This window comes from Rheinheimera maricola, assembly GCF_016918075.2.
In the GTDB taxonomy this organism is placed as follows: Bacteria; Pseudomonadota; Gammaproteobacteria; order Enterobacterales; family Alteromonadaceae; genus Alishewanella; species Alishewanella maricola_A.
On sequence record NZ_JAERPS020000003.1, the window covers coordinates 436542 to 461041 of the forward strand.

Sequence of the window (24500 nt, forward strand, 5' to 3'; positions counted from 1 at the left end):
GCTGCTCCTTAGTGGCTGTGATTATGATGTTGGTTCTGAGCATGGCTGCTCAAGTGACTGCCAATTTGCCACCAGTCGCCCTGATCTTCACAGTGCCACTCGGGTTCGTCCTGTTTGTAGGCATCTTTATCACCGGCTTTCGCTGCATCACCCGCACCCAGTATTTTTTGTACCAGGGCAGTTTTTTCGGCTTCAAGCTGTTGCTGCAACTGTTTGTCGGTATTGATATCAAAATACTTAGTACCGGCTATCCAGGTTTGCTGTGCCTGGCTATAAACCGATAAGGGATGCGTATTCCACAACACAAAATCAGCTTGCTTGCCGGCTTTAATTGAGCCTGTCGTATTGTCTATTTTAAGTTGCATCGCCGGATTAATCGTCACCATTTTCAGTGCTTCGTGTTGGTCCATACCGCAATACATTACCGATTTTGCCGCCTCTTGGTTTAGCCTGCGCTGCAAACCGGCATCATCAGAGTTAATACTGACATTCACACCTTGTTCTGCCATTAAACAGGCATTGGTTGGGATGGCATCCTGCACTTCCATCTTGTATGCCCACCAATCAGCAAAGGTTGAAGCACTAGCGCCATGCGCCGCCATTTCTTTGCCTGTTTTATACCCTTCCAGAATGTGGGTAAAAGTGGTGATACTGAAACCCATATCGTCCGCTAACTCTATCAACATCAAAATTTCTGACGCCACATAAGAGTGAGTGTGCACAAAACGTTGTTTATCTAAAATATCGACCAAGGCTTGTAAGCGGTAATCAATACGCGGTGGTGCCACCTGTTCGCGTTGGCGTTTTGATAAACCATTGTACGCGGCCAGGTTTGCTTTATATTCTTTGGCTGCCTGGAAGGCATCACGGATAATAGTTTCTACCCCGGTACGAGTTTGTGGATAACGCTCAGTGAAGGCATCACCCCAGTTTGACTGTTTAACGTTTTCACCCAACGCAAACTTAATGCTTGGCGGTGCTGCCTGCATTTTCAGCCCCTCAGCGCTTTCGCCCCAGCGAAACTGTATAACCTGCGCCTGACCACCAATAGGGTTAGCACTGCCATGCAACAGTTGTGCGGTGGTAGTGCCGCCAGCTAAGCCACGGTACAGGTTAATATCTTCCGGGTTTAACACATCACCAATACGCACTTCTGAAGTGACCGCATCTGTACCCTCGTTTACACCTGCTTCTATAGCCACATGCGAGTGTTCGTCAATCATGCCTGGCGTTAAATGCATACCCGTGGCATCAATCACGTCAAAGCCACGTGGAGTGCTGAGATTTTTGCCAATTTTATCGAACTTGCCGTTGCGTACTATCACGTCAGTATTTTCCAGCACACCGTCTTGCTCCGCTGTCCAGACGGTAGCATTTTTGATATGCACGTTTTGCTGCTTTGCCAAAGCTGGCAAGCCATAAGCGCGGTTAGGAAAGGTCAACTGCGATACCAGAGTAAGATCGGTACCGTCGGTTTTTGCATCGTCGGCGGTTTTTGCATCGTCGGCGCTGTCTGCTAACGTTTGACGCTGCGCGGTAATAGTTTCAGTACCTGAAGTCAACTGCCACTTACCGCTTAACTGGTTATCCAGCAACTGGCCGCTAAACTGCGCCACCTGTTTATCTCCGGTTAACTCAAGCAGGTTAAGATTAAACTGCAGTTGCTGTTGCTGGCTGTGCACATGCTCCAGTTTCACAGCCTTAGCATCTGCCGCCGCGGGCACAACAAGCGCTGTACCGCTGAGTTTATCAGCATCGCCTTTTAAGCTGATTTTCAGGGTTTTACCCGCTACTGACATTTGATAGTCACCAGCAAACTCTACCGGCGCTATGGACTTAATGCTGTGCTGCTGACCGCGCACCCAGGTTGCGATAATTTCACCGTCGACAAATAAGTCACCACTGGCCAACACAAAATCGGCCTGATAACCCGGCGCAATTTTGCCCAGCTTGTCGGCCACACCAGCGATTGACGCCGGTACTGTCGTTAAGGCAGCCAAGGCAGTATCCGCAGACAGACCATGTTTTACGGCTTTTTGCAGATTCGGCCAGAAATCCTTTTTATCTTTTAATTTGAACGTTGTCAGTGCAAACGGTACGCCCGCCTTTGCCAGTGCTGCCGCATTGGCCGGAGCACGCTCCCAGTGGCGTAAGTCGGCCAGATTAACATCAAGCTGATCAGCGACCTGCTCTATAGCTGGTGCCGCGGGGAAGTTTAACGGCAATATCAACTTGCGCTGCATAGCTTTGACTTCATCCAGCCGCACATATTCATAGCCAGATGCCACCATGGTGGCGTTGTTCAGTTTAAATTCGCTTAACAGCTGGTGCGCGCGCAGCAAGGACCTGTCATCTGCAGTTTCAAAAATGGCACCTTGCACATTAATATTTTCCAGACTCTGCAACGCAGCATTAAATTCAATTGGCTGGTTAAAATAACGCACGTCGGTTTTACCGTAAGCCTGATTGTACCAGCTGGCATCACTTAATGTCTGGCGAATAAGTGCCATGCTCCCCATTAATGAAGAGGGATAGCTTTGCTTGGACGTACCTTTACTAAAGGCCATAAACTGAGGGCCGCTGGCATTTAACACAAGCTCGTTTGGCTGCCCATCGGTTAACGCACTGACAAAAGCCTGGCCACGGAAAATACCGTCAAACCGCGCAGATTGCGCCGCAGTAAAACCTAAACCTCGCAATTCTGCCGCCGCTTTAGCATCTGGTTTAAATTCATTTACCCAGTCTAGCTCAGCGTGAATAGCCGCATTACTGGCGTTACCGCCTTTGCGATCGTTTTTATATACCGGCGCATCGCGGTAACTGCCGCGGGCTGCCGGCTTGGCGGCCTCAATACCATACTGGGTATAAGGGTCGATAAAACCGGGATAAAGCGTATAACGGCTAGCGTCAATTTGCTGATAACCGGCAGGTACACTGACTTTAGTGCCCACAGCGCTGATACGGCCGTCAGCTACCAACACAGTGGCATTTTGCAGCTTTTTGCCAGGTTCGGTGTAAACGGTGACACCGGTTAACGCAACAAAATTAGGGGTTTTATCCACAATGCCTTGCAAAGGGGACGTCTGATCAGCATGGCTGCCAGCGGTAAATACCGTCAGCAGCGCTGAGCTAAGCAGCGACAGGCGGGCTTTGGTCATAACATGGTCCTGAATTTAAAAGTTAACTGTTAATAACGTAGTTCAGGCGGTTAAGCTCCTGCTCGGCCAATGGCATGCTGAAGTAATAGCCCTGAACATAATAGCAAGCATTTTTTCTTAAGAACTCTACCTGTTCGACAGTTTCAACTCCCTCAGCCACCACGCGCAAATTCATCTTTTGTGCCATGGCTATTATCGCAGCAACAATGTCCATGTCGTTGCTATCATCAGGAATATCTTTGACAAAGGAGCGATCTATTTTCAGCTCGTCTACCGGGAAACGCTTTAAATAACTAAGCGAAGAATAGCCTGTACCAAAGTCGTCGATAGATAAAGACACACCGAGGCGCTTTAACTGATTTAACTGGTTAATAGCCGCATCTGTATCGCCCATTAACATACTTTCGGTAATTTCAAAAATTATATTGGCCGGATTGGCGCCGGTGCGTTTCATTATACGATCGACAATTTCCGGCAAATTATCATCCCGAAATTGCCGTACAGATAAATTTATCGACAAACTAACATTGTGACCACGACTGTGTTGCCGCGATAAAAAGCGGCAGGCTTCCCAAATGATCCACTCACCAATTTGTACAATAAGCCCGGTACTCTCGGCAACGGGGATAAAACGCAGTGGCGGTACCAAGGTGTTGTCTGGTCGCAGCCAACGCAATAAGGTTTCATAACCAATAATGCTGTTGTCACGAATATCGATTTTTGGCTGGTAATACAATAAAAACTGGTGTTCACGTATTGCTTCACGCAGCTGGTTTTCAATCAGTAATCTTTCATTGGCGGCTTCATTTAAATCCGCACTGAAAAAATGGAACGTGTTTTTGCCGCGGGCTTTAGCTTCATACATCGCTAAATCAGCATGCTTTAGCAGCAGTTCTTCTTCTGAGGCATCTTCGGGTGCTACGGTAATACCAATACTGGCGCTGATAGACACTTCCTGATGCCCCAACTTTACCGGAGCCGCAAAAGCTTGCTGCAGGTTAGTGGCTATTGCAGACGCCTGGCCGCGGTCGGCAATACCACTAAGAATTACCGCGAACTCATCGCCACCTAAACGAGCGATAGTATCTTCTTCACGCAGTCGGCTGATAAGCCGCTTGGCCACTTCTTTTAGCAGTTCGTCGCCTGCATCATGACCTAAAGTGTCGTTAATGCGCTTAAATTCGTCCAGATCAAAGTACAGCAAAGCAAAGTTGTAATAGCCGCGATGGGACATAGCGATAGCTTTGCGCAGTTGGTCACGAAAGTAGCTGCGGTTAGCCAGCCCGGTTAGCACGTCATAATAAGCCAGTTGTTCCATTTTTTTCTGGCTTTGTTTAATAAACGAGATGTCTTGCATGGCGCACACATAATTGCTGATACCGCCCTTCTCATCACGGATCGGTGCTATCGCCAGCGATACCCACAATTGCCGCTCTTTATGTTGCAGCAACATATCACCACGCCAATGCTGGCGCTCGTTTAGGGTATGGCTTATCTCTTCTTCCAAATGATGCATTTCGTCAGCAAACAGGTTGGCTAGCGGTTGTTGTTGCAACTGCTCTGCATCGCAGCCAATTATTTCTATCAGAAAGGGATTAATATATTCAATATTCAAGCGCTGATCGGTTAGCACGATGCCAGAACTTGAAAACGACACCGCTTTACTTAATTTGCGTGCCGAGCGTTCGGCCTGTTCTTTTTCTTCAATACGGGCATTGAGACCGTTAACCAAATCAGATATCTCTGCCGACATGCTGCCAAATGCCTGGTTTAAAATACCAATTTCATCAGCGTTGTTGTCTAAATCAGACTGCTGTAAATCACCACGTGATAATCGATTTATCGCAGCAGATAACCTGTTTAAACGCTTTAAAATGAAATGATACACCACCAGTTGTAATAGCATGGCGACAACCAGCGCAATCATGACAAACACTACAATTAATTTGCCACGAAAATTAGTCACACTTGCCACAACACGATGTTTATCGGCATACACTGCCAGATACCACCCCATACGTTCTATTGCCGCCGATGCCACGAGCTGCTGTGAATTGGCTACGCTGTCGTCGGCCGACGACAGCCCGTTCGTCAGCACTTGCTGTATGTATTGCTGCAGCTGGGTATTATCTGGCCCCTGCCCGGCAAAAGGCGAATTCATTGCTAGTTCGTTATTCAACGATTTACCGCTGTTTTGTACGACGCTGCCGTTTTTATCGAAAACAAATGCTCGAATAATATTGTCGCTAACTGCGGCGGACGGCAGTTGCAGTAAGATATCATCTAGCACGTAGTCTGCGCCGGTAACGCCAATAAACTCATCTTTGACATAAACCGGGATAATCAGACTTGTCATCCATTTCTTCCAGATATTGTCGTAGTAAAGTGGTGTCCAGCGCGGTTGACGTACCGGATTCTGCTCCGGTGTAGCTATTTGGTAAAACACGTCTTGAGAGAAGTCATGCTCGCTTTCAACTTGCAACGCCCAGTCCGACGGCGAAATTCGTATAAACTGCTCTTTAGAAATAAAGTAGAAGTTAAAAAAATCTTGCAACATCAAAGGTGCCAGCTGCCGCCATAATTCTGCCGTTGTATTAAACAAAGCTGCGGTGCGTTGGTTATAGCGTTGTGCAGCAACAAAAGCAGCCGAGTATTCGTCCTGTTCTCTGACACTGCCATCAGCGGCAGCACGTAGCGACAATCCGGCATTAAGTTTACTTTGACTGATACTGCGACTGACAATCTGATTGGCAGCAATGGCTTTTTGCTCTTTGTGCAAAAAGTTGTTGTTAATCATCTCTGCGTGATGCACAGCGGTCTTGCCAATAAAGCTTTGCTGCTGTTTCAGTACCGTGTCTTCCTGAAACAATATTACCGCATAACCGATGATTAACCCGGCAAGCAATATTGACATAAACACAACCAGAGCGAATTTTCGCCCCAACGAGTCCATTCCTGATGGTTTAGTAAAATTTACGTCCTTCACTGGCTCTGCCTGATTTTTTGAAAACTATTGATTATTGGCAAGATAGCGCTTTCTGTTAAGATACAACCAAATCATTATTGCATGTAAATTCAGCAAAAGAGAACGTCACCATGAAAAAACCATTAATTTCCCTGATATTATTGTCCGCTATTTCCTCATCAGTCTATGCTGGCAGCGCCTTTACCGACGCCAAAGACAGCGTTACTTATCGCCAGGCAGCATTTCAGCTTATTCGTCACAATATGGCAGATATCGGCGATATGTTAAAAGGTGAAGTCAATTACGACGCCAACCGCGTAACGCAGCGCGCCACAGCACTTGCAACCTTAACCACACTGCCATGGCAGGCCTTTGCCGTGCCGGGCACCGAGCAAGGTGGCGGTGACGCCAAAGCTGAAATCTGGCAAAACCTGCAAGATTTTAACAGCCGTGGCGAGAAACTAGCCGTCGATGCACTAACTTTAAAAGCCGCTGCCGACAGCGGTGAGCAAGCAGAAGTGCGCAAAGCCTTTGGCGCTTTTGCCCGCAACTGCAAAGCCTGCCACGACGACTACAAAAACTGATTTTAAATGGCGCTTTGTTGTTAATGGCGCTTTGCTAAAGCAGCGCCATTAACTTACTACCCTGCCAGTAATACAGCAGCGCTAACAACGCCGCAAATAACAGAAAAAACCAGCCGCTGTGCCGCAGTGTTACCGCATGCACAGCAGTTTTATCTTTGCCGGTAAAAAGCGCCGTCAACACGTTATGCACCCGAAAACTGTGCCACAATGCCGCGACAACGTGCACCGCTATAGCTGCAAGCAATATATTGATGTTTATTTTGTGAATATCTGACGCCAGCTCAACCCAATTGGCCGGCAACCAGGCTACCAGCGGGCCGTCACTCATATAGCTGTTATCAAACGTTGCCAACCCGGTAAGTAATTGCAGTAATACCAAGCTGATCAGCAGTATGATCATATAAAACGAGGCCGGATTATGGCCGGTAACGGCATAAGGCTTACGCAAATAGCGCACTGCTGCTGTGGGTGTTGCCGCAAAGCGGGCAAACCTGGCGCTGTCACTGCCGGCAAAACCCCAGACAATACGCGTAATAACCAACGCCAGTAAGGTATAGGCCAGCAACTGGTGCTGTGCGGTTAAGCCTTCTTCGCCGGTGTACCACAAGCCCGCAATCAACAGTAGCTGGCTCCAATGAAAAAACCGCACGGCCAGATCCCATACTTTTACTTTCTGTGACATTGAGCTTTGTCTCCGTTATGCTAAGTTTTTGATTTTATACCAGAGAAGCAAAAAGATGAATTGGTACAAATGGATAATCGGCACAGTGGTCGCATTCGCCGCTCTGGCAGCGCTAAGTTTGTATAGCTTGCTGTATCTGAGTTTGCCGCAATATGACGGCGAGCAACAGGCTAACATCAGCAGAACCGCGAGGCTGGAGCGCGATGGCACCGGCTACCTGAGCATCCATGCCGCTAACCGTAATGATGCCGCCTATGCACTGGGTTTTGCTCACGCTCAGGAACGTTTTTTCCAGATGGACATACTAAGGCGCAATGCCGCCGGTGAATTGGCAGCTCTGTTTGGCGAACGCGCGCTAGAAGCTGACAGAAATCTGCGTCAGCACCGCTTTCGCGCCAGAGCACAACAGGCGCTAAACTTGCTGAGCAAACCAGAGCGCAAGCTGCTCAGTGATTACCGCAGCGGCGTTAACGCCGGACTTACAGCGCTTAGTTTAAGTCCGTTTGAATACTTATTGCTACAGCAGACGCCAGCGCCATGGCAGGATGAAGACGCCTTTCTGGTGATCTACTCAATGTATCTGGACTTGCAAGGAAAACTAGGACGCGATGACTACGCGATGACACTATTGCAACAGGCAGTACCCGCGCAGTGGTATGCCTTCTTGCAGCAGCACTCTGCTACCTGGCAGGCGGCATTGGATGGCAGCACAGTTCAACCTGTGGCTGTGCCCGACACAGCCTACCCTGCAGTACTACGCGACGATAGTCTGGCCTGTAACAGCTGCCAGTTGCATGATGCTGCAGATATAGGCAGCAATAATTTTGCGGTTGCCGGCAGTTTAACTGCGCATGGCAGTGCCATTCTGGCGGATGATATGCATCTGAGCATCCGGGTGCCGGGCACCTGGTATAAAGCTCAACTAAACTGGCGTGAAGCTGGAGAACTACGCACCGTTACTGGCCTGACGTTACCCGGTGCGCCTGCCATAGTGGCAGGCTCAAATGGCAATATTGCCTGGGGCTTTACCAACAGCACGGCAGACTGGCACGATTTAGTCGCGCTGCAGCTTTCTGAAGACGGTAAGCGCTACCTGACACCTGATGGCTGGCGGGCGCTGCAGTACTATTACGAAACCATCAAGGTAGCAGGCAAACCGGACCAAACGCTAAAACTGGCAGAAACAATGTGGGGGCCACTGGTCAGGTTTGGCAGCAGCCCGGCTTATGCGCTGCGCTGGGTGGCCTATGACGAGGTAGCGGTAAACTTTAAGTTAATGCAACTGGAACTGGCTAACACTGTACAACAGGCGTTAGCTATTGCCCCTAAAGCCGGTATACCGGTACAAAATTTACTGGTGGCAGACAGCCAAGGCCAAATTGGCTGGAGCCTAATGGGGCCGGTGCCGATGCGGCAATTGTCAGATTTCGATATCGCACAAGATTGGAGTAGCGGCGAGCAACGCTGGCTAGGCTATATCGATGCGGCACAGCAACCGCAGTTAACTGGCGCCGAACGTTTATGGACTGCCAATTCACGTATGATAGGCGGCGACGCCGATGAGCTGATTGGCAATGGCGGTTATGATTTAGGCGCCCGTGGCTGGCAAATCAAACAAGGGCTGGACAGCTTGATGCAGGCTGATGAGCAAGCGCTGCATAGCATTCAATTGGACAATCGTGCCATGATGTTAGCGCCCTGGTATGAACTACTGCTAAATACTCTTACGACAGACACCGTTACCAAACACCAACTGCAAGCCTACCGACAGCACCTTGTTAACAGCAGCAAACAGGCCGCAATAGATGATATCGGCTACACATTGGTGCGCGCCTTTCGTCAAAAAGCACTTGAATTGCAGTTCGCCCCGCTGTCTGCTTATTTGGAGCAGCATGCAGCCCGCAGCCAAGACTTAAAGTACGCTCTGGAAACGCCGTTCTGGGCACTATTTCGCCAAGGCCGCACCGATACATTGCCCGCAGGTTATGCCAATTGGCAAGCACTATTGCTGGACGCCATATTACAGAGCAAACAACAACTTGAGCAAAAAAATGGTAGCTTAAATGACAGTACCTGGGGCGCTGAAAACCAGGCGCGTATTCAGCATCCGCTGGCATCTGCTGTACCACTGCTGGGTGACTGGCTAAACATGCCAGCAACACCGTTAAATGGCGACAGCCACATGCCAAGAGTGCAGCGGCCTGGCTTTGGCCAGTCACAACGTATGGTGGTAGCGCCCGGGCAAGAGCATTTAGGCATTTTAACCATACCGGCCGGTCAGTCCGGCCATCCGTTATCGCCGTTTTATCGCGCCGATCACCAATACTGGTTAAATGAAGTCGCGCTGCCGTTTTTACCGGGCGAGAAAAAATATCAACTGCTGCTGACACCGCAGGGTTGACTTTAGCCATCCGGACGGATTATGTTAGCAGCCATGAAAACTGTATTTATCGCGCTCTGCTTTTTTAACTTTACCACCCCCAACGGGAGGCGGTGAGCTGCGCGCGCAGTAAAACCAGAAAACCTCCCCCGCCGGGAGGTTTTTTTTTGCCGTTTAAAAATTATCAGACAAAGAGAATATCAACATGGAACTGGATGAAATACGCCACGCGATAAGCGATACCGACCAACAACTGCTGGTGTTGTTGTCTAAACGGCGCCAGCTGGCGCTAGCGGTTGCTGATGCTAAGCTGGCACAAAACAAACCGATACGCGATCAAAAGCGTGAGCAGGAGCTGCTAGTATCGTTGATTGGCCAGGGCAAGCCGTTAGGGCTTGATGCGCAGTACGTGACGCGGCTGTACCATGTCATTATTGAAGACTCGGTATTACAGCAACAGGCCAAAATTCAGGGCCAGCTCAACGGCACCAATAGCCCGGCTGTGCGGGTTGCCTTTCTCGGTGGCCAGGGCTCGTACAGTTACTGGGCAACACAAAAGTACTTTACCCGCCGCGCCGAGCGTATAATCGAGCAAGGCTGCGACAGCTTTAACGAGATAGTACAGGCAGTAGAAACCGGCCATGCCGACTATGCCCTGCTACCGATTGAAAACACCTCGTCCGGCAGTATCAACGAGGTATACGACATACTGCAGCACACGCGGTTGTCTATCGTTGGCGAGCTAACCCACCCTATCGCCCACTGCTTACTGGGCTTACCGGATACCGATTTAAGCAAAATTCGCCAAGTGTGCGCACATCCGCAGGTGATTGCCCAATGCAGCCAGTTCCTGCAGGGTTTGTCGCAAGTAAAAATTGAGTATTGCGACAGCTCATCCGACGCCTTTAACCGCATAAAGCAGCAAAAAGACCCTACCGTAGTCGCCATTGGCGGCGAAGAAGGCGGCCAGCTGTATGGCCTTGAGGTGCTGACCCGCGATCTGGCCAACCAGAAAGACAACGTTAGTCGCTTTATTGTAGTAGCACGCAAACCGGTAACCGTGGCCAAGGCCATACCGGCGAAAACTACTTTTATCATGTATACCGGCCAGCAGCCGGGTGCGCTGGTAGATGCTTTATTGGTATTAAAGCAGCACGGTATCAGTATGGGTAAGCTCGAGTCCCGCCCTATTAATGGCAACCCTTGGGAAGAGATGTTTTACGTGGATGTATTTGCCAATCTTAACGACTACGCCATGACACGCGCACTGGAGGAGCTGAATAAAATCACAAAATTTATTAAGGTACTAGGCTGCTACCCCAGTGAAGATATCGAGCCCACTCAGGTAACCAGTAGCTAGCAATACAGCAACAAGGGGCACTAGCCCCTTAGCGGTTTCAACCTGATAGCAGCAGTAAAAATGCAGTAGGTTTAACTCATTAAGCTTAACCAAGCTCGACAAGCATTGCGCGCAATCATTCGATAAAGCGCAAACTTATGCCTTTAATATCGACCCATTTGGCCTCGCCTTTTATTAAATCTCCAGATGCATCCGTCATTTGCATATCGGCGTGAAAGTTTGGCTGGGTTAAGCCAACGTCAGGGTAGCGATCTTGATGTGTTTCAGATGACCAGTTCCACGGGCCGTCTAGCCACTCGGCAATCACCTCTGCTTCAGGTTGCGGATAATTGATGTAGGTATACACAAACATTGGTGTCTGTGCATCGACAAATCGCATTAAAGGATGCGTTCTCATATCAACGTTAAAAGTAAGCGTGCTAGCACTTTGTTGCACCTGGACACTATTAGCGGTAGTACTTGATGTGGTTGTCGTAGTCCCCAAAGCCTGTTTTCGTGGGAATACCGCCCAAATGTTGGCACCAAGATAGGGTAATGCAATATCCTCTGCGCTACCCGAGCTCGACTTATAATGTTGCAACTGCACGAGTACATCGCCCGGATCCGCGACATTATTGCGATTTATATCAAAATGAACACCGTACTGATACTCAACACGGCCGGTGAGCTGTGCATCTCGATTTATGCGTACCACTGGCGGCAAATAGTCTAGCTGCAATGCAAATGCAATGCTGCTTGCACCGCTGACAACACCACAGGCCTGTGACAAGTGCGGATAATCACCAGCCACAAATTCAAGCGTTACATTATCTTCTGTCACCCGCAAATTCGCGCCATTCATCGCAAAAAGCGATGTGCTGCGTTCACCTGTCTGTGCATCCTCGGTGACAACAGAGTTGACTGTACTGGTAACAATATTAAACAACCCCACTTCCATGCAGCCTTGAGTAGGGTCATTGACATAGGTAGTTATTGAGCTATCAGATATGCCTACGTAGGTATCGCCATCAAGTTGCCACATGCCATAATACGTCATGCTAAGCGGTGCGTTTGCCCCTCCGCCGGTACCCGTATCCTTGGTGTCGGAGCCACCACCACACGCGGTCAATAACACAGCGCCACAAAGCAGCGCCATTAGCCTATTTAATGTCATGTTTTATCCTTTAGGAAGCGTGTTGACCCGAGGTTGAGGTTAGTTGCATGGATACAGTACTAAACGCCGTCAAACATATCCAAGCTGAAAACGTTAAGCAATATCGCCGTTAAAATATTTATGCTTATGCCATGCTATCGTTGCAATAGTTAGCAAAAAGTAGTTATCGCTGATACAACTCCAGCGGCAGTCCGTCGGGGTCTTGAAAGAAAGTAAAAGCTTTACCGGTGAACTCGTCAATGCGAATTGGCTCTACTGCTACGCCATTTTGCGTTAAGTAAGTGGTAAATGCTGCGACATCATCTACCACAAAAGCCAGATGGCGCAGGCCTTGCGCTTCCGGCTGGCTTGGCCTGGCAGGTGGGTTGGGAAAGCTAAATAACTCAAGCTGATTACCATTAGGTAACGCCAGATCCAGCTTCCAGGAATCACGCTCGCGGCGGTAGTTTTCAGCAATTACGCTTAAGCCCAGCAATTGCGTATAGAACTGCTTTGAATGGGTATAATCGCTGCAAATAATAGCCACATGATGAATAGCGTTAAGTATTGGACGGGTCATAAAAAAGGCCTGAAACAGTCAGGCCTTTAGTGTATCAGAGTAGCTTTTTCAGCTCAGCCTTTAGTTTGTCATCATTAGTTGATGCCAGCAGCGGCTGAGTAATAGCTGTCGCTTTATCGCGGTTATTGGCCAGCACATAAAGCTGTGCTAAACGCAACTGCGCCCAGTCGTAGCGCTCAGATGCCGGATTCTCTTGCAAATAGTGCTGCATGGCAGCTATGCCCTCAGTAACTGCAGTTTTACCCAGCACGGCACAGCGTGCCAGCTGATAATGGCTTTCGCTTATCGATGCTTTGGCGTCATCATCCACGGCAGTTTGGCTTATCGCCTGCTGCAACAGCGTAATAGCTGCGCTGTAGTTCTCTGTACCAGCAAGTTGCATCGCGCGCTGAAAATAAGCTTCAGGCCGCGTTTTTAATGGTTCGGCACTGGCAAGAAACTGGTTAAATGCCGCCTCATCGCTAATATCTGTGAGCTTTAGCTCAAGTAACCAGCCTTGTAAGGTATCCAGCTGTTTTAACTGCTCTGCCAGCTTTAAAGCTTCATTTTTGTCGCCACCGGCAATACCTGGCGCCTGGGCCAGAAAACTGCCAAGTGCAATATAACTTCGCGGGTTTTGTGGTGCCAGTTCGAGTGCCGTTTCGTAAGCTTTTTTACAACGTTTAGCATACCCCAGCGCACTAAACATACTGGCGCTGCTAGCCAGATTGCAACTAACTGTAGCGTACCAGTGCTGGTAGTCGGCATTATTGGCGTTGTATTTAATGGCTTTTTCCAGCAGCTCTTCTGCGCGCTCGCTATTTTTTAACACCGCCTCAGTTTGCCCCAGCAGAGCCAGCAACTGTGCATCTTTAGTTTTCTTATTCACTAAAGGGGCCAATAACGCCTGTGCTGCAGTGTAATTTTCTGTCTGCCACAAAGTTTCAACCTGATCTGCCAGATCAGAAGTAGTAGCCTGTAGTGCGCTGCTTAACAGCAACAGGCTTGAGAATAAGAGGGTACTACGCATGGTGTTGCTAAGCATTTTGCTGCTCCGTTTCGCGCTGCCGACATTGACATTGTCAGCACTATAAAGCACGGCACGGAGCCTTTCTATAGGTCAAAAGTAACAAATTGTATGCCGTATCTTACAGCTCAATAACATCGTCTTTGGCCGGGATCTGCGCTTGAATACCCAGCTCAATCAGCTCCTGCTGCAATGCTTGTTGTGCCTCTGGCTCACCATGCACCAGATAAAACGCCGGCTTGCCGCCAATGCCCTGCGCCCAGTCCAGTAGCTCACTTTGGCCGGCATGGGCCGAAAAACCGCCGATGGTATGCACTTTGGCTTTAACCATTATATCCTGGCCAAACAACTTAACCCGCCGCTCACCTTCTACCAAGCGCCGGCCTAGGGTACCGTAGGCCTGAAAACCAACAAAGATCAGATGGTTGCTGCTTTTCCATAAACTGTGCTTAAAGTGATGCACTATACGGCCACCGTTACACATGCCGCTACCAGCGATAATAATAGCGCCGCCGCTAACGCGGTTTATTGCCATAGATTCTTCTACGCTTTCGGTTAAGCGCAGCATTGGCAGCAAATCTTGCAGCTGCATACCTTTTTTAAAGCCAATAGCGGCTAAATCTTTTTGATCCAGGCAATACAGGAAGTCGTTGTAAATATTGGTAATGCTAATCGCCATAGGGCTGTCAAGAAACACCATGCGTTGTTTTAACCGGCCCTGATGATGCAATAGCGCTATGTAGTACAAAATTTCCTGCGAGCGCCCCAGTGCAAAGGCTGGAATAAACACATTACCGCCGTCTTTGTTGGCCTGTTGTAAGGCATCGGCAAACTCATCCAATGAGCTGTCCATATTTTGATGATTGCGATTACCATAGGTACTTTCCATTAATACAATATCGGCCTGGCCTATATCGGTTGGGTCGTGCATTAATACGGTAGCCGGGTTACCTAAATCACCAGAGAACACCAGCTTGCGCATGGCTTGGCTGCCTTTTAACCACAGCTGCACGATGGCTGAGCCTAAAATATGCCCGGCATCGGCAAATTCCAACTCTAAGCCAGGTAGCGGTATTACGCGCTTTTTATAGGCTACAGGTTCACACAAATGCACGACCCGTTCAGCGTCTGTCACTGACAATACCGGTTCTTGCAGTTTTTTGCCGGCCCGCGCGGCTTTTTTGTTTTGCCACTCTAAGTCTTTTAAATACAAATGCACTGAGTCTTTTAGCAAAACCGGCAACAACTCGGCCGTGCCGGGGGTGCAAAGTATTTTGCCATCAAAGCCACGCGCAACCAAAAGCGGTAACAAACCGCTGTGGTCGATATGGGCGTGAGATAAAATCACCAAATCGATATCTTTCGGTTTAAAAGAAAAACGGAATTTGTGCCATTCACGAATTTGATCCGCGCCCTGCACCATGCCGCAGTCGAGTAAAATTTGCTTATTATTCAATTTAATTAGATAGCAAGAACCGGTAACTTGTTGCGCAGCACCGATAAATTGCAACGTCGCAGAAAGTGGCATGAGCATTATCCCTATTAAAAGCTTGCTTAATCTTATAGCGCATAAAACTGAGTTAAAGATTAGCCTATATCAAACAAGATATTAGTTTTGCCACATTTGCTTTAAGCTTATTTGCATTGCGGCGATAACACATTGCAGGAGAATATATTATGGCAAGTGACCCACATCAGTTGCACGAACGTCATCTGGCGTCGGCGCAACAATCATTAGAGGCTGCGGAAAAAGGACAGCACCACAGCTCCTACCGGTTAGCATTTGCCGATAATGCGTTTTTAATGCAGGACGAATTGCGCCACGTCAGGCTGCAGTTGGAATACTTAAAACCACAACTAGTGCTGGAGCAGCACAACATTAATGCCACCATAGTGGTATTTGGCAGTGCACGATTTTTATCACCACAACAGGCCCAAACGGCATTGGCGTTAGCTGAAAAACAGCTGATAGAAACCGATTCAGCCGAACATCGATTGGCTTTAAAACGCGCAAGCAGACAGCTGGATAACAGTAAATATTATGCTGCCTCACAGCAGTTTGCTGCACTGGCTACCCGCTTTAGTTGCTGCAAGCCTGACTATGCTATGACCATTATTAGTGGCGGCGGCCCCGGTGTTATGGAAGCGGCCAACCGCGGAGCGATGGATGCCGGCGGCGAAAGTATCGGTTTAAACATTGTGCTACCGAAAGAGCAGCATCCCAACTCTTACATAACACCGCAGTTTTGTTTTCAATTTCACTATTTTGCTATACGCAAAATGCACTTTTTACAGCGAGCTCGCGCCTTGGTCGCCTTCCCAGGTGGCTTTGGCACTTTGGATGAGTTGTTTGAAACACTAACCCTAATCCAAACCAAAAAATCTGAACGGGTACCCGTTATTCTTTACGATCAAGCTTTTTGGCAGCGTTTGATAAACTTTGACATGTTGGTAGAAGAAGGCCTGATAAGCGAGGAGGATGTAGAGCTGATCCAATACGCTGATACGCCAGAGCATGCATGGCAATTAATTTCAGATTTCTATCAGTTAGAAACCTAATGCATTTTCGTGTCAAAAAGCGATTTTTGCATGCTATAGTGCGCCGCAAAAAAGTGCGGCAACAGTGCGCCTCTTCGGCTGCAGTAGCTTTGGGAAACAGGGCAAGATGGGTTGAACAAGATAGCTAGAGAGATAACATGATACGCAGTTTCAAAATCAGTTTTTGTGGTGACACCAGTTTAGGTTATTACTACTTGGAGCGCGCCAGCGCACGCTATCCTGTGGCCTTTGCCCGGCTACAGCAACAACCTGAGTCATTTTTTAGCCAGCTGTTGCCTGCCCTGGCCGCCAGTAACGAAATTATTGTAAACCTTGAAGCTGTGCTCAGTAATCTGCCAGCACCAGCTATTACTGGCAAACAATATCCAGGTCGCGATAAGCCGGATGTTTTTATACCTATATTAAAAAAAATAGGCGTAACTGCGGTTATGCTGGCCAATAATCACAGTATGGATTTTGGTGCCGATGCGCTGTTGGATATGATAAGCCAACTAGAGCAGGCCGGTATCGCTGTATTAGGTGCTGGACAAAACAGACAACGCGCCTGCCGGCCTTACATCATTAACCACCCAACGGATTGCGGTAAGAAAATCTATATCTTTAATGCCATGCTGGCTAACAAGCGCTACCATGACTATGGTTTTTTTGCCAGCGACACTAGCGCCGGCGTAGCCGAAGCCGACAGCGAATTCTGGGCTGACACCCTGATGCAACTTAGAGACGATGAGCCCGATGCAACCATTATCATGTGCCCACACTGGCAGGGTATTGACTACAAACCCGTAACAGTACAGCAGCAGGAATGGTGCCGCGAAATGGTCGCCGTTGGCGCTGATTATATTATTGCTCATGGTAGCCACACCGCCGATACAATAGAGCAGTTTGGCTCTGGCCAGATTTTTTACTCGATTGGTAATTTTGTGTTTAATTCTCCCGGGCGATACCAAAAACTAGACGCTGCACCACAAAGCCTTATTGTCTCATTGGTTGATAACGGCGATGGATGGCAAAGTGTTGCGCAAAATATACTTACCGACAACAAACTAACCGATTTTCAAGTGCGCTTGGTCGGTACTGAACAGCCCGTCATTGCTCAACCTTTTACGGTTGATGAAGAGGATGAAAACCTACCACTAAGTATTCGCCAGTGGCTTGATCATATTGCAGCTGATGGCTTGTACTTTTATCAAGGTGATACCGCTGCACCTTGCGCTGGTTTTAGCTCTTCGTTTCACGACTATCGGCCAGACAGTTTTTTTGTTCTGCGTGACGATAGCTGGCCGAGAGAGCAACATAACCAGGCCAACAAGACACTCGATGAAATAGTCATCAAGGCAAAAAAACTGGGGTATAACAATTTCGTTGTTTGCAATGCCATGTCTGACGCACTCATAGCGTTAGTGCCTGATGCCAACGTGTTGGTGATAGACAATACCTTTAGTTTGGTTAAAAAAGCCGCCAATTTTATGCGGGATTATTCCCAGTGCCGGCTGATAGGTATTACCGGCTCTGCCGGTAAATCCAGCACAGTAATGATGATGCAGCAGGCGCTGGCGCTTAACCCTAACACCGGCGAATTATTTGTTACCAAAGGCAAAAACAGAAACTTATTCCAAGACTCACTCCATAGCCTTACTAAGTTGCAAGGTGCAAACCATGCCGTGCTGGAAGTGTCAGCGTCGCAAAAGTTTGACCATCACCATTTTTACGTCCGGCCAAACATTGCTATTTTTACCTCTTTGTCTAATGCTCATGCCGAGTCGTTTGGACACATTGCTGATATTGCCTTGCTAAAATCGGCACTGTTTCGCGATATGCCTATAGGAGGCACAGCGATTGTTAACGCTGATATGCCTTGCCTGGATTTTGTGCTAATGAAAGCGCGCAATAGTGGTGCACAGGTTATTTTGTACGGTGAAAGTGTACTTGCAGATGTTCGGTTACGCAGTTACAACTTTGCCACAGGCCGGGTTGAGATCAGCGTTTTTGGCACAGCGTTTCACTACAACATGGGCCAACTTGGCAAGCATCAGGTTTTAAACAGTATGGCGGTGTTAATTGCGCTGCGGCAACTGGGAATGAATTGGCAGCAACATGCTTTGTACCTGCAACGCTTTAGCCCTGAAGCAGGTAAGGGCGAAAAAATCGACATTGAAATTGCAGGAAAAAACGTAGTGCTATTGGATGAGTCTTACAATGCCAACCCAGCCTCGATGAAAGCAAGCTTGGAATTACTGCATCAATATAGCCAACATCACTATAGTAAACAACGCGATTGTCGTGCCATAGCTGTTTTGGCGGACATGCTGGAGCTTGGCTCGCAATCGGAGAAACTGCACCGGGATTTACTAAAACCACTTTTGGCTGCTGGCGTAAGTAAAGTATTTTTGGTGGGTAAAAACATGGCAGCGTTGTGGCCGCTACTACCGGACAATATGCAAGGCGCTATATTACCAGATACCTCCACCCTGCCAGACTTACTCAGTTCGGCACTTATCAGTGGTGACATAGTGTTGTTTAAAGGCTCCAATGCCATGAAGTTAAGCCAGGTTATAGCAAAATTAAATAACAACTAACTACCCGACTGCTCGTTAAAATGCCGCCGTCGGGAAGCCGCCCTTTTGACGGTATCCGCTGTTAAGGCGAATTTAACTGCGGCTATCGGCAGCTTTTTGTAATAGCTGTTTACTCTCTTGTAAAAACTGGCCAGCCAGCTCGCCAAAAAACTGCTGGCCCTTGCTAAACTGCGCGATTAAACCGGCTTTATCTTTAGCTTTAAGCAGTTGCAGTAGCCCAGTAAAGCGTTGCTGATAGCGCTCAAGCAGTGCGGCAACTTCGCAAGATGACAGCATAATATCGGCGTACAACTCAGCATTTTGCGCAAATAAGCGCCCTACCATCGCTAGCTCCAGCCGGTATATCGGTGAGCTTAGCTGCAATAGCTCATTAAGATCGGCATTTTCATCAGCCAAATGAACGCCGTAGACCAACGACGAAAAGTGCCGCATCGCCTGAATTAACTGCATGGCGCTGTCATGCTCGGCCGCCTGCTTGACTGCCAACTCGGCACCCCAGACATTCAGCTGCTTTAGCAGCCATTGATATTGGCCGTCAGCACGGCCATGGCATACCACTACCACTTGTTTTACCAGATTAGTAATATCCGGGCCAAACATCGGGTGTAGCCCGACTACCGGGCCGCTGTGTTTTGCCAGCATCGCCGCCAAAGGCTGCGCTTTAATACTGGTGATATCGGCCAGTACGCAGTCTTCTGGCAGTGCGGGTAGCTGATTAATCAACTGCTCGGTTAGTGTAATCGGCACTGCCAGCAGCACCAGCGCAGCATCAGCACAAATTGCTTCTGCATCGCGCCAGTCTTGCTGCTCTAGCACGGCAACCTTGTAACCGGAACGGGTAAATAAGCTGACAAAGCGCGCACCCAGCGCTCCTGCACCGCCAACCACCACCACTTTACCGCCACCGTCGCGACAGCAAACAAAGCCGCTTTCCTGGGTTTGGTATGACTCGCGCATTATACGCCGCAGTACATCTTCGATAAGGTCAGCGGAGACACCAAGCACTTGAGCCTGCTCTCGCCGTGCGCTAAGCAAAGCCTGTTCTCGCTCAGGCACATATACCGGCAAGGCGAATTGCTGCTTAATTTTGCCAACCTGCGCAGTAACGCCAGCGCGCTGCGCCAACAGCGCTACCAGTTGGCTGTCGATGCTGTCTATTTGCTGGCGCAGTGGCGCCAATGCCTGCTGGGCTGTCAGCTGTGTCATATCAGGCTGCCACAACCGCCGGTTGCATTTGCTGGTGTAAGCTGGCTAACAGCGCTGCGGTGGTGTCCCAATCAATACAGGCATCGGTTACTGACACCCCGTATTTTTCGGCTTTACCGTCAATTAGCTCCTGCCGTCCTGCGTGTAAATGGCTCTCCAACATAATGCCTATAATGGCGGCATTACCGGCCAAACGTTGCGCCAGTACATTGTGCGCCACTTCGCCCTGGCGGTTATGGTCTTTGTTAGAGTTGCCATGGCTGCAATCTACCACTATGCCGCGCGGCAGTTTAAGTTTGTCCAGCTTGGCCAAAGCCTCGCCAATGCTATGCTCGTCGTAGTTTGGTTTAGCACCGCCACGCAATATTATATGGCCATCCGGGTTACCGGCCGTTTGCACCAGGCTAACCTCACCACGCTGATTAATACCGATAAAGCTATGGCCACTGGCAGCGGATTGCAGCGCGTTGAGCGCGATATTTAAATTACCGTCGGTACCGTTTTTAAAACCTACCGGCATCGACAAGCCACTGGCCATCTCGCGGTGTGTTTGCGATTCTACGGTGCGGGCACCAATGGCAGACCAGCTAATTAAATCTGACATATACTGCGGGCTGATGGGATCCAGCGCTTCGGTGGCAGTAGGTAATTCCATCGCAACCATTTTCAGCAACAGCTCACGACCCCAGGTTAAGCCGGTTTCCAAGTCGAACGAGTCGTCCAAATGCGGATCATTAATAAAGCCTTTCCAGCCTACCGTAGTGCGGGGTTTCTCAAAATACACCCGCATTACTATGTACAGGGTGTCGGCGTATTGTAATTGTAGCTGTTTCAACTTTTGCGCGTACTCAATCGCCGCTACCGGATCGTGGATAGAGCATGGGCCAGTTACCACCAGCAGACGTTTATCGCGGCCGTGTACTACATCGGCAATGGTATTGCGCGCCTGTTGCACAAACTCAGCGCCTTGTTCTGACAAGGGTAATACTTTTTTCAATACTGCCGGCGGGCTCAATGGTTTTTCTGCCACTATGCGCAGGTCATCTACTATCTTACTCATGCTTAAACTCCGGTGTGCGGTGTTGGCATTAAGCATAGGTAAAAACGCGAAAGTTGCTTAGTGGCGCCCTTACGTAAACATTAATGTACAACACGTAATTATTTAAATACGTTTTGCGAATAGTAAAGATCCAAAAGCAACACGTCAACCCATTACAGACCAATAAAATCAAGATAGCAGCAAATAATTACACCTTAGAAAATACGTATAGTTAAGTGTACAAAAAGCTATCAACCAGGTTACTGCAGTTGCTTATAAGCCTGTTGCAGTAAAATAAATTGCTGCGGCTCGCCACCGCGATCCGGGTGTAGCTGCAATGCCTTAGTGCGATAAGCTTTTTTCAGTTGTTGCGGCGTAAACGAAGCCGGGAGGTCGAGCAAGGCCAGCGCTTCGCTATACGCCATAATATTTACCGCTACAGCCGGCCGTTGCCACTGTTGCCAGAAAGCATCCAGATGCTGATCAAGTAATTGCTCTGTCATGGCATAAAAGTTTTGCCAGTTAAGATAATAGTCTTGCCGGCCGGTATCGGAGTCTGGCGGCAATGCTTGCGTTAAGGGTAATAGCTGTAGTTTGGCCAGACCAATGGCTAAATAGCCGTGGCGCTGGGCCAGCCAATGCTGCTGAATACGGTATAACAGATGGTACAGCACGAAGTGTTGTTGAAAACGGGCAAGATCGGCGCTTTGCAGCGTATCACTGTGTAGCTTTAACCCCAGCCGTGATAGCAAGTATTGCTCTTCTATCGAGCTGTGCGCCGGTGTAAACGCCAAAATCAGGCTTTCCAGCTGGCCTTGCAACAGGTTAAGAATGGGTGTTGCCAGTGGTGCTTTCGTATCGGTCATAGGGTGCACTATGCCAAAAAGAAAAAAGGCCGACAAGTGTCGGCCTTTTAAGGGTAGCTTAGCTGAGGGATCCCCTCGAATATTGTCATAGTATCAGCTCTTTTCCAGTTTGATGACACCCCAGTCAGACTCTGCGGCCCAGAGCATAATCTGCTGTCTCGCTGCTTGCATCTCTTCTTCGGTTAGCCCCTAGCTGGGCGGCCTTAGATAATCGTAATCCCAGATAGTTGAACGACAACACGCGCCGGTGCTTGATGCTGTTTGCCTGAAACTGTAAGTGCTTTCCGGCTAGCTCTGCTGCCAGTCCTATCATGTAATGCAGCCAATTAGCTAACGCAGCCAGCAGCAACAGTACTTCCAGTCGTTCTCGCTTGTAAGTGCCATGAGCATTGCTGCCAAGCCCGTAAGTCTGGCTTTTCTGGTCACGGAAGCTCTCTTCTATCTGCATCCGCTTACCATAACATTTAGCAATTTTCGTCGCATAGTTGAAGCAATCCGGTAGTGACGATACCAGCAACCATGGCTCTTTGTACTGTTTGTGCTTATCAGATTTACGCAGCTTCCAACCGGTGCCCACCAGCACGGCTTGAGTCCGGTATTGCTGTGCTTTGGTCAGTTTCACCTCACCCAGCAACTGGGGTGAAGTACGGGCCTTTTTGTATGCTTTCGTCACCGTGATAAAGGCTTCCTGGCCTGGCAGTTGCAGTGTCTGGTTGCCGCGCACTCTGGCGATGTAGTGCCAGCCGAGCTTACGTATTTGCTTGAGCCACGGCACTTTGAAGCCTGCATCGGTAATAATCACCGGTTTAAAATCTGCCGGCAATACCTGCTTTAGCCTGTTTAAGAATGTCTTGTGTACGTGCGGGCAAGTGTACTCGTCCATTGGTACCACCATTTGGTGCAGCGTCAGTGGACGACCTTCTAATGCCAGGCTGGCGCGTAGGATGTGATGACGCTTGGCTGTATCAGCATTGCTCCAATCCACCAGAATGAGGGGGCTGTTTGCCCTGGCGCAACAAGCGGGTCATTGCGCCGTAGATTAACGGTGTTTCAGCCTGCAGTGCCGCATTGCTAAGCAAGCGGTCAGCACGTTTAATGCCGTGCTTCTCGTTTTCCTGATCCTCATAGTCGCGGCCAATAGCGGTCACAGTACAACACCCTTTCTTAAGCAGGCTCTGTGCGGCGGCACTTAGTGCAGAAAGTCTGGCTTTATGCATACTTTGGGGGGTGACAAACGAGAGAAAATCGGCGAGCATTGTTTTTACATTCATGGCAGCATTCATGGTTTGTGAGTTTTGGCGAATGATCTGATCGGAAACTGCCATGAATGTTCCCTTCACCCTTAACTATTTGTTTTATCTACGCCATTCGTGGGGATTCGTCAGCTATTTGATACGCTATTTAGATGGGGAAAGTAGTGGTTTATACTTCCTACACCCTGATTAAAGAGTAAATAAATTACTCACCTTTAGTATAATTAAGTATTAAAAGTTATTTTATTGTTGACCATTTGATTCAATGTGATAATGTTTTGCCTCTTTTAATAGCCTAAAGGTGCTTAATATATGAAGTTCAAACTATCATTTCTTGCTTGCTTGCTTGCTTGCTTGCTTGCTTGCTTGCTTAATTAGTGTGTCTGCTCAGGCGCAAGATAGCTATAGCCGCGAGTTTCCTCAAGTTGTTGAATGTTCGAATTGTTTTAGCGCTAGCCAATTTGAAGCTAAGGCAAAAGAAACTGTATCAACTAATGAATCACATCATGTTATTGTGTTTAGCTCTGACTACCAAGAATTCAGAACCTTCTTTGTAGTTAATATCTATGACCCTGAATTCGGGATGGAAATAAACGAAGCTCATGCTATTAGTAACTTACCTAAACATATTAATGATTTTAATGAGTATTTAGATCTTGTTGCTTTTGACAGACAGCCTCGGGCAGAGGATGCTATTAAAAATCTAATTTATCCGTCTAATGAGATTCCTACTGCTGATTATGGTTTTGTTGCTGACGTCTCCACATGGGCGAGGAATCAATTGTTACAGAAAAGCATTTGGTACAACTTTACTGATGTGGTTGTAAGTGTTTATTTTAGTTCTGGATATACGATTAATCTTATCTTAAAAGCTAGGTCAACTACTTTCGTTTTAATATCAATTGTGGACTCTGATGGCAATATTATTGCAACACAACTAAATGGCATGTCCTCTAACACTGGTAATGGCGGCGGCATTGGTGACAGCAGCAGTTATGGGCAAACCGCAGGCAACACCATTACGATTCAACTATTCGGAGGATCAAGTGAAAGAACTGTGCGAGTTTGTACAGGAACTGCGGACAATATGGTTTGCAGGAATATAATTGTTTAGCACTGATCTTGAATATCTAAAGACAGAAAAGGTTCAATGC

General features: G+C 48.3%; 16 protein-coding genes and 1 pseudogene. 6 read left to right on the plus strand and 11 right to left on the minus strand.

What is annotated here, in order from left to right:
* Nucleotides 1–8: 8 nt before the first annotated feature.
* On the minus strand, nucleotides 9–3158 hold the full coding sequence (locus tag I4W93_RS10775; protein ID WP_205310914.1) for an amidohydrolase family protein: 3150 nt from the start codon (nucleotides 3156–3158) through the stop codon (nucleotides 9–11).
* A 22-nt stretch (nucleotides 3159–3180) separates the two neighbouring features.
* Nucleotides 3181–6072 carry a bifunctional diguanylate cyclase/phosphodiesterase gene (locus I4W93_RS10780; RefSeq protein WP_224673385.1) on the minus strand — a complete coding sequence of 964 codons (2892 nt, stop codon included), beginning with the start codon at nucleotides 6070–6072 and terminating at the stop codon, nucleotides 3181–3183.
* Nucleotides 6073–6254: 182 nt separating this feature from the next.
* Between I4W93_RS10780 and I4W93_RS10785 the strand changes: the two genes are divergently transcribed.
* Complete coding sequence (locus tag I4W93_RS10785) at nucleotides 6255–6707, plus strand: c-type cytochrome (protein ID WP_205310912.1); 453 nt, start codon at nucleotides 6255–6257, stop codon at nucleotides 6705–6707.
* A 34-nt stretch (nucleotides 6708–6741) separates the two neighbouring features.
* Here I4W93_RS10785 and I4W93_RS10790 read toward each other — a convergent pair whose 3' ends face one another.
* Entirely contained in the window at nucleotides 6742–7389 is a 648-nt protein-coding gene (locus I4W93_RS10790; RefSeq protein WP_205310911.1) for a cytochrome b/b6 domain-containing protein, read from the minus strand.
* A 55-nt stretch (nucleotides 7390–7444) separates the two neighbouring features.
* On the opposite strand from I4W93_RS10790, the gene I4W93_RS10795 reads away from it, so the two are divergent.
* Together I4W93_RS10795 and I4W93_RS10800 are read left to right on the plus strand one after the other, a co-directional pair.
* On the plus strand, nucleotides 7445–9790 hold the full coding sequence (locus tag I4W93_RS10795; protein WP_205310910.1) for a penicillin acylase family protein: 2346 nt from the start codon (nucleotides 7445–7447) through the stop codon (nucleotides 9788–9790).
* Between the two features lie 184 nt (nucleotides 9791–9974).
* On the plus strand, nucleotides 9975–11129 hold the full coding sequence (locus I4W93_RS10800) for a chorismate mutase (protein ID WP_205310909.1): 1155 nt from the start codon (nucleotides 9975–9977) through the stop codon (nucleotides 11127–11129).
* A gap of 115 nt (nucleotides 11130–11244) precedes the next feature.
* On the opposite strand, the gene I4W93_RS10805 is transcribed toward I4W93_RS10800, so the two are convergent.
* The 4 genes from I4W93_RS10805 to I4W93_RS10820 all read right to left on the minus strand — a co-directional run bounded on the left by I4W93_RS10805 (nucleotide 11245) and on the right by I4W93_RS10820 (nucleotide 15375).
* On the minus strand, nucleotides 11245–12282 hold the full coding sequence (locus I4W93_RS10805) for a hypothetical protein (protein WP_205310908.1): 1038 nt from the start codon (nucleotides 12280–12282) through the stop codon (nucleotides 11245–11247).
* A gap of 163 nt (nucleotides 12283–12445) precedes the next feature.
* Nucleotides 12446–12841, minus strand: coding sequence for an SMU1112c/YaeR family gloxylase I-like metalloprotein (gene gloA2 / locus I4W93_RS10810; RefSeq protein WP_205310907.1), 396 nt, complete (start codon nucleotides 12839–12841; stop codon nucleotides 12446–12448).
* Between the two features lie 34 nt (nucleotides 12842–12875).
* Nucleotides 12876–13850 carry a tetratricopeptide repeat protein gene (locus I4W93_RS10815; protein WP_224673386.1) on the minus strand — a complete coding sequence of 325 codons (975 nt, stop codon included), beginning with the start codon at nucleotides 13848–13850 and terminating at the stop codon, nucleotides 12876–12878.
* A 118-nt stretch (nucleotides 13851–13968) separates the two neighbouring features.
* Nucleotides 13969–15375, minus strand: a complete 1407-nt coding sequence (locus I4W93_RS10820) for an MBL fold metallo-hydrolase RNA specificity domain-containing protein (RefSeq protein WP_205310905.1) — start codon at nucleotides 15373–15375, stop codon at nucleotides 13969–13971.
* Between the two features lie 149 nt (nucleotides 15376–15524).
* Between I4W93_RS10820 and I4W93_RS10825 the strand changes: the two genes are divergently transcribed.
* Nucleotides 15525–16406, plus strand: coding sequence for an LOG family protein (locus tag I4W93_RS10825; protein WP_205310904.1), 882 nt, complete (start codon nucleotides 15525–15527; stop codon nucleotides 16404–16406).
* A 137-nt stretch (nucleotides 16407–16543) separates the two neighbouring features.
* Nucleotides 16544–18982: a CapA family protein gene (locus I4W93_RS10830; protein WP_205310903.1), complete on the plus strand. Its 2439-nt coding sequence runs from the start codon at nucleotides 16544–16546 to the stop codon at nucleotides 18980–18982.
* Nucleotides 18983–19054: 72 nt separating this feature from the next.
* On the opposite strand, the gene tyrA is transcribed toward I4W93_RS10830, so the two are convergent.
* From tyrA to I4W93_RS10850, 4 genes and pseudogenes are all read right to left on the minus strand, one after another.
* Complete coding sequence (gene tyrA, locus I4W93_RS10835; protein WP_205310902.1) at nucleotides 19055–20188, minus strand: bifunctional chorismate mutase/prephenate dehydrogenase; 1134 nt, start codon at nucleotides 20186–20188, stop codon at nucleotides 19055–19057.
* Between the two features lies 1 nt (nucleotide 20189).
* A complete protein-coding gene (locus I4W93_RS10840) occupies nucleotides 20190–21248 on the minus strand; it encodes a 3-deoxy-7-phosphoheptulonate synthase (RefSeq protein ID WP_205310901.1) in 1059 nt (352 codons plus the stop codon).
* 239 nt (nucleotides 21249–21487) lie between these two features.
* Nucleotides 21488–22093, minus strand: coding sequence for a DNA-J related domain-containing protein (locus I4W93_RS10845; protein ID WP_224673387.1), 606 nt, complete (start codon nucleotides 22091–22093; stop codon nucleotides 21488–21490).
* A gap of 93 nt (nucleotides 22094–22186) precedes the next feature.
* A pseudogene (locus tag I4W93_RS10850) lies at nucleotides 22187–23364 on the minus strand (IS4 family transposase).
* A 361-nt stretch (nucleotides 23365–23725) separates the two neighbouring features.
* On the opposite strand from I4W93_RS10850, the gene I4W93_RS10855 reads away from it, so the two are divergent.
* A complete protein-coding gene (locus tag I4W93_RS10855) occupies nucleotides 23726–24460 on the plus strand; it encodes a hypothetical protein (protein WP_205310900.1) in 735 nt (244 codons plus the stop codon).
* Nucleotides 24461–24500 lie beyond the last annotated feature (40 nt).

Coding starts and splice junctions, on each gene's coding strand:
- I4W93_RS10775 (WP_205310914.1), bottom strand. CDS start 3,158: ATGACCAAAGCCCGCCTGTCGCTGCTTAGCTCAGCGCTGCTGACGGTA.
- I4W93_RS10780 (WP_224673385.1), bottom strand. CDS start 6,072: ATGTCAATATTGCTTGCCGGGTTAATCATCGGTTATGCGGTAATATTG.
- I4W93_RS10785 (WP_205310912.1), top strand. CDS start 6,255: ATGAAAAAACCATTAATTTCCCTGATATTATTGTCCGCTATTTCCTCA.
- I4W93_RS10790 (WP_205310911.1), bottom strand. CDS start 7,389: ATGTCACAGAAAGTAAAAGTATGGGATCTGGCCGTGCGGTTTTTTCAT.
- I4W93_RS10795 (WP_205310910.1), top strand. CDS start 7,445: ATGAATTGGTACAAATGGATAATCGGCACAGTGGTCGCATTCGCCGCT.
- I4W93_RS10800 (WP_205310909.1), top strand. CDS start 9,975: ATGGAACTGGATGAAATACGCCACGCGATAAGCGATACCGACCAACAA.
- I4W93_RS10805 (WP_205310908.1), bottom strand. CDS start 12,282: ATGACATTAAATAGGCTAATGGCGCTGCTTTGTGGCGCTGTGTTATTG.
- gloA2 (WP_205310907.1), bottom strand. CDS start 12,841: ATGACCCGTCCAATACTTAACGCTATTCATCATGTGGCTATTATTTGC.
- I4W93_RS10815 (WP_224673386.1), bottom strand. CDS start 13,850: ATGCGTAGTACCCTCTTATTCTCAAGCCTGTTGCTGTTAAGCAGCGCA.
- I4W93_RS10820 (WP_205310905.1), bottom strand. CDS start 15,375: ATGCCACTTTCTGCGACGTTGCAATTTATCGGTGCTGCGCAACAAGTT.
- I4W93_RS10825 (WP_205310904.1), top strand. CDS start 15,525: ATGGCAAGTGACCCACATCAGTTGCACGAACGTCATCTGGCGTCGGCG.
- I4W93_RS10830 (WP_205310903.1), top strand. CDS start 16,544: ATGATACGCAGTTTCAAAATCAGTTTTTGTGGTGACACCAGTTTAGGT.
- tyrA (WP_205310902.1), bottom strand. CDS start 20,188: ATGACACAGCTGACAGCCCAGCAGGCATTGGCGCCACTGCGCCAGCAA.
- I4W93_RS10840 (WP_205310901.1), bottom strand. CDS start 21,248: ATGAGTAAGATAGTAGATGACCTGCGCATAGTGGCAGAAAAACCATTG.
- I4W93_RS10845 (WP_224673387.1), bottom strand. CDS start 22,093: ATGACCGATACGAAAGCACCACTGGCAACACCCATTCTTAACCTGTTG.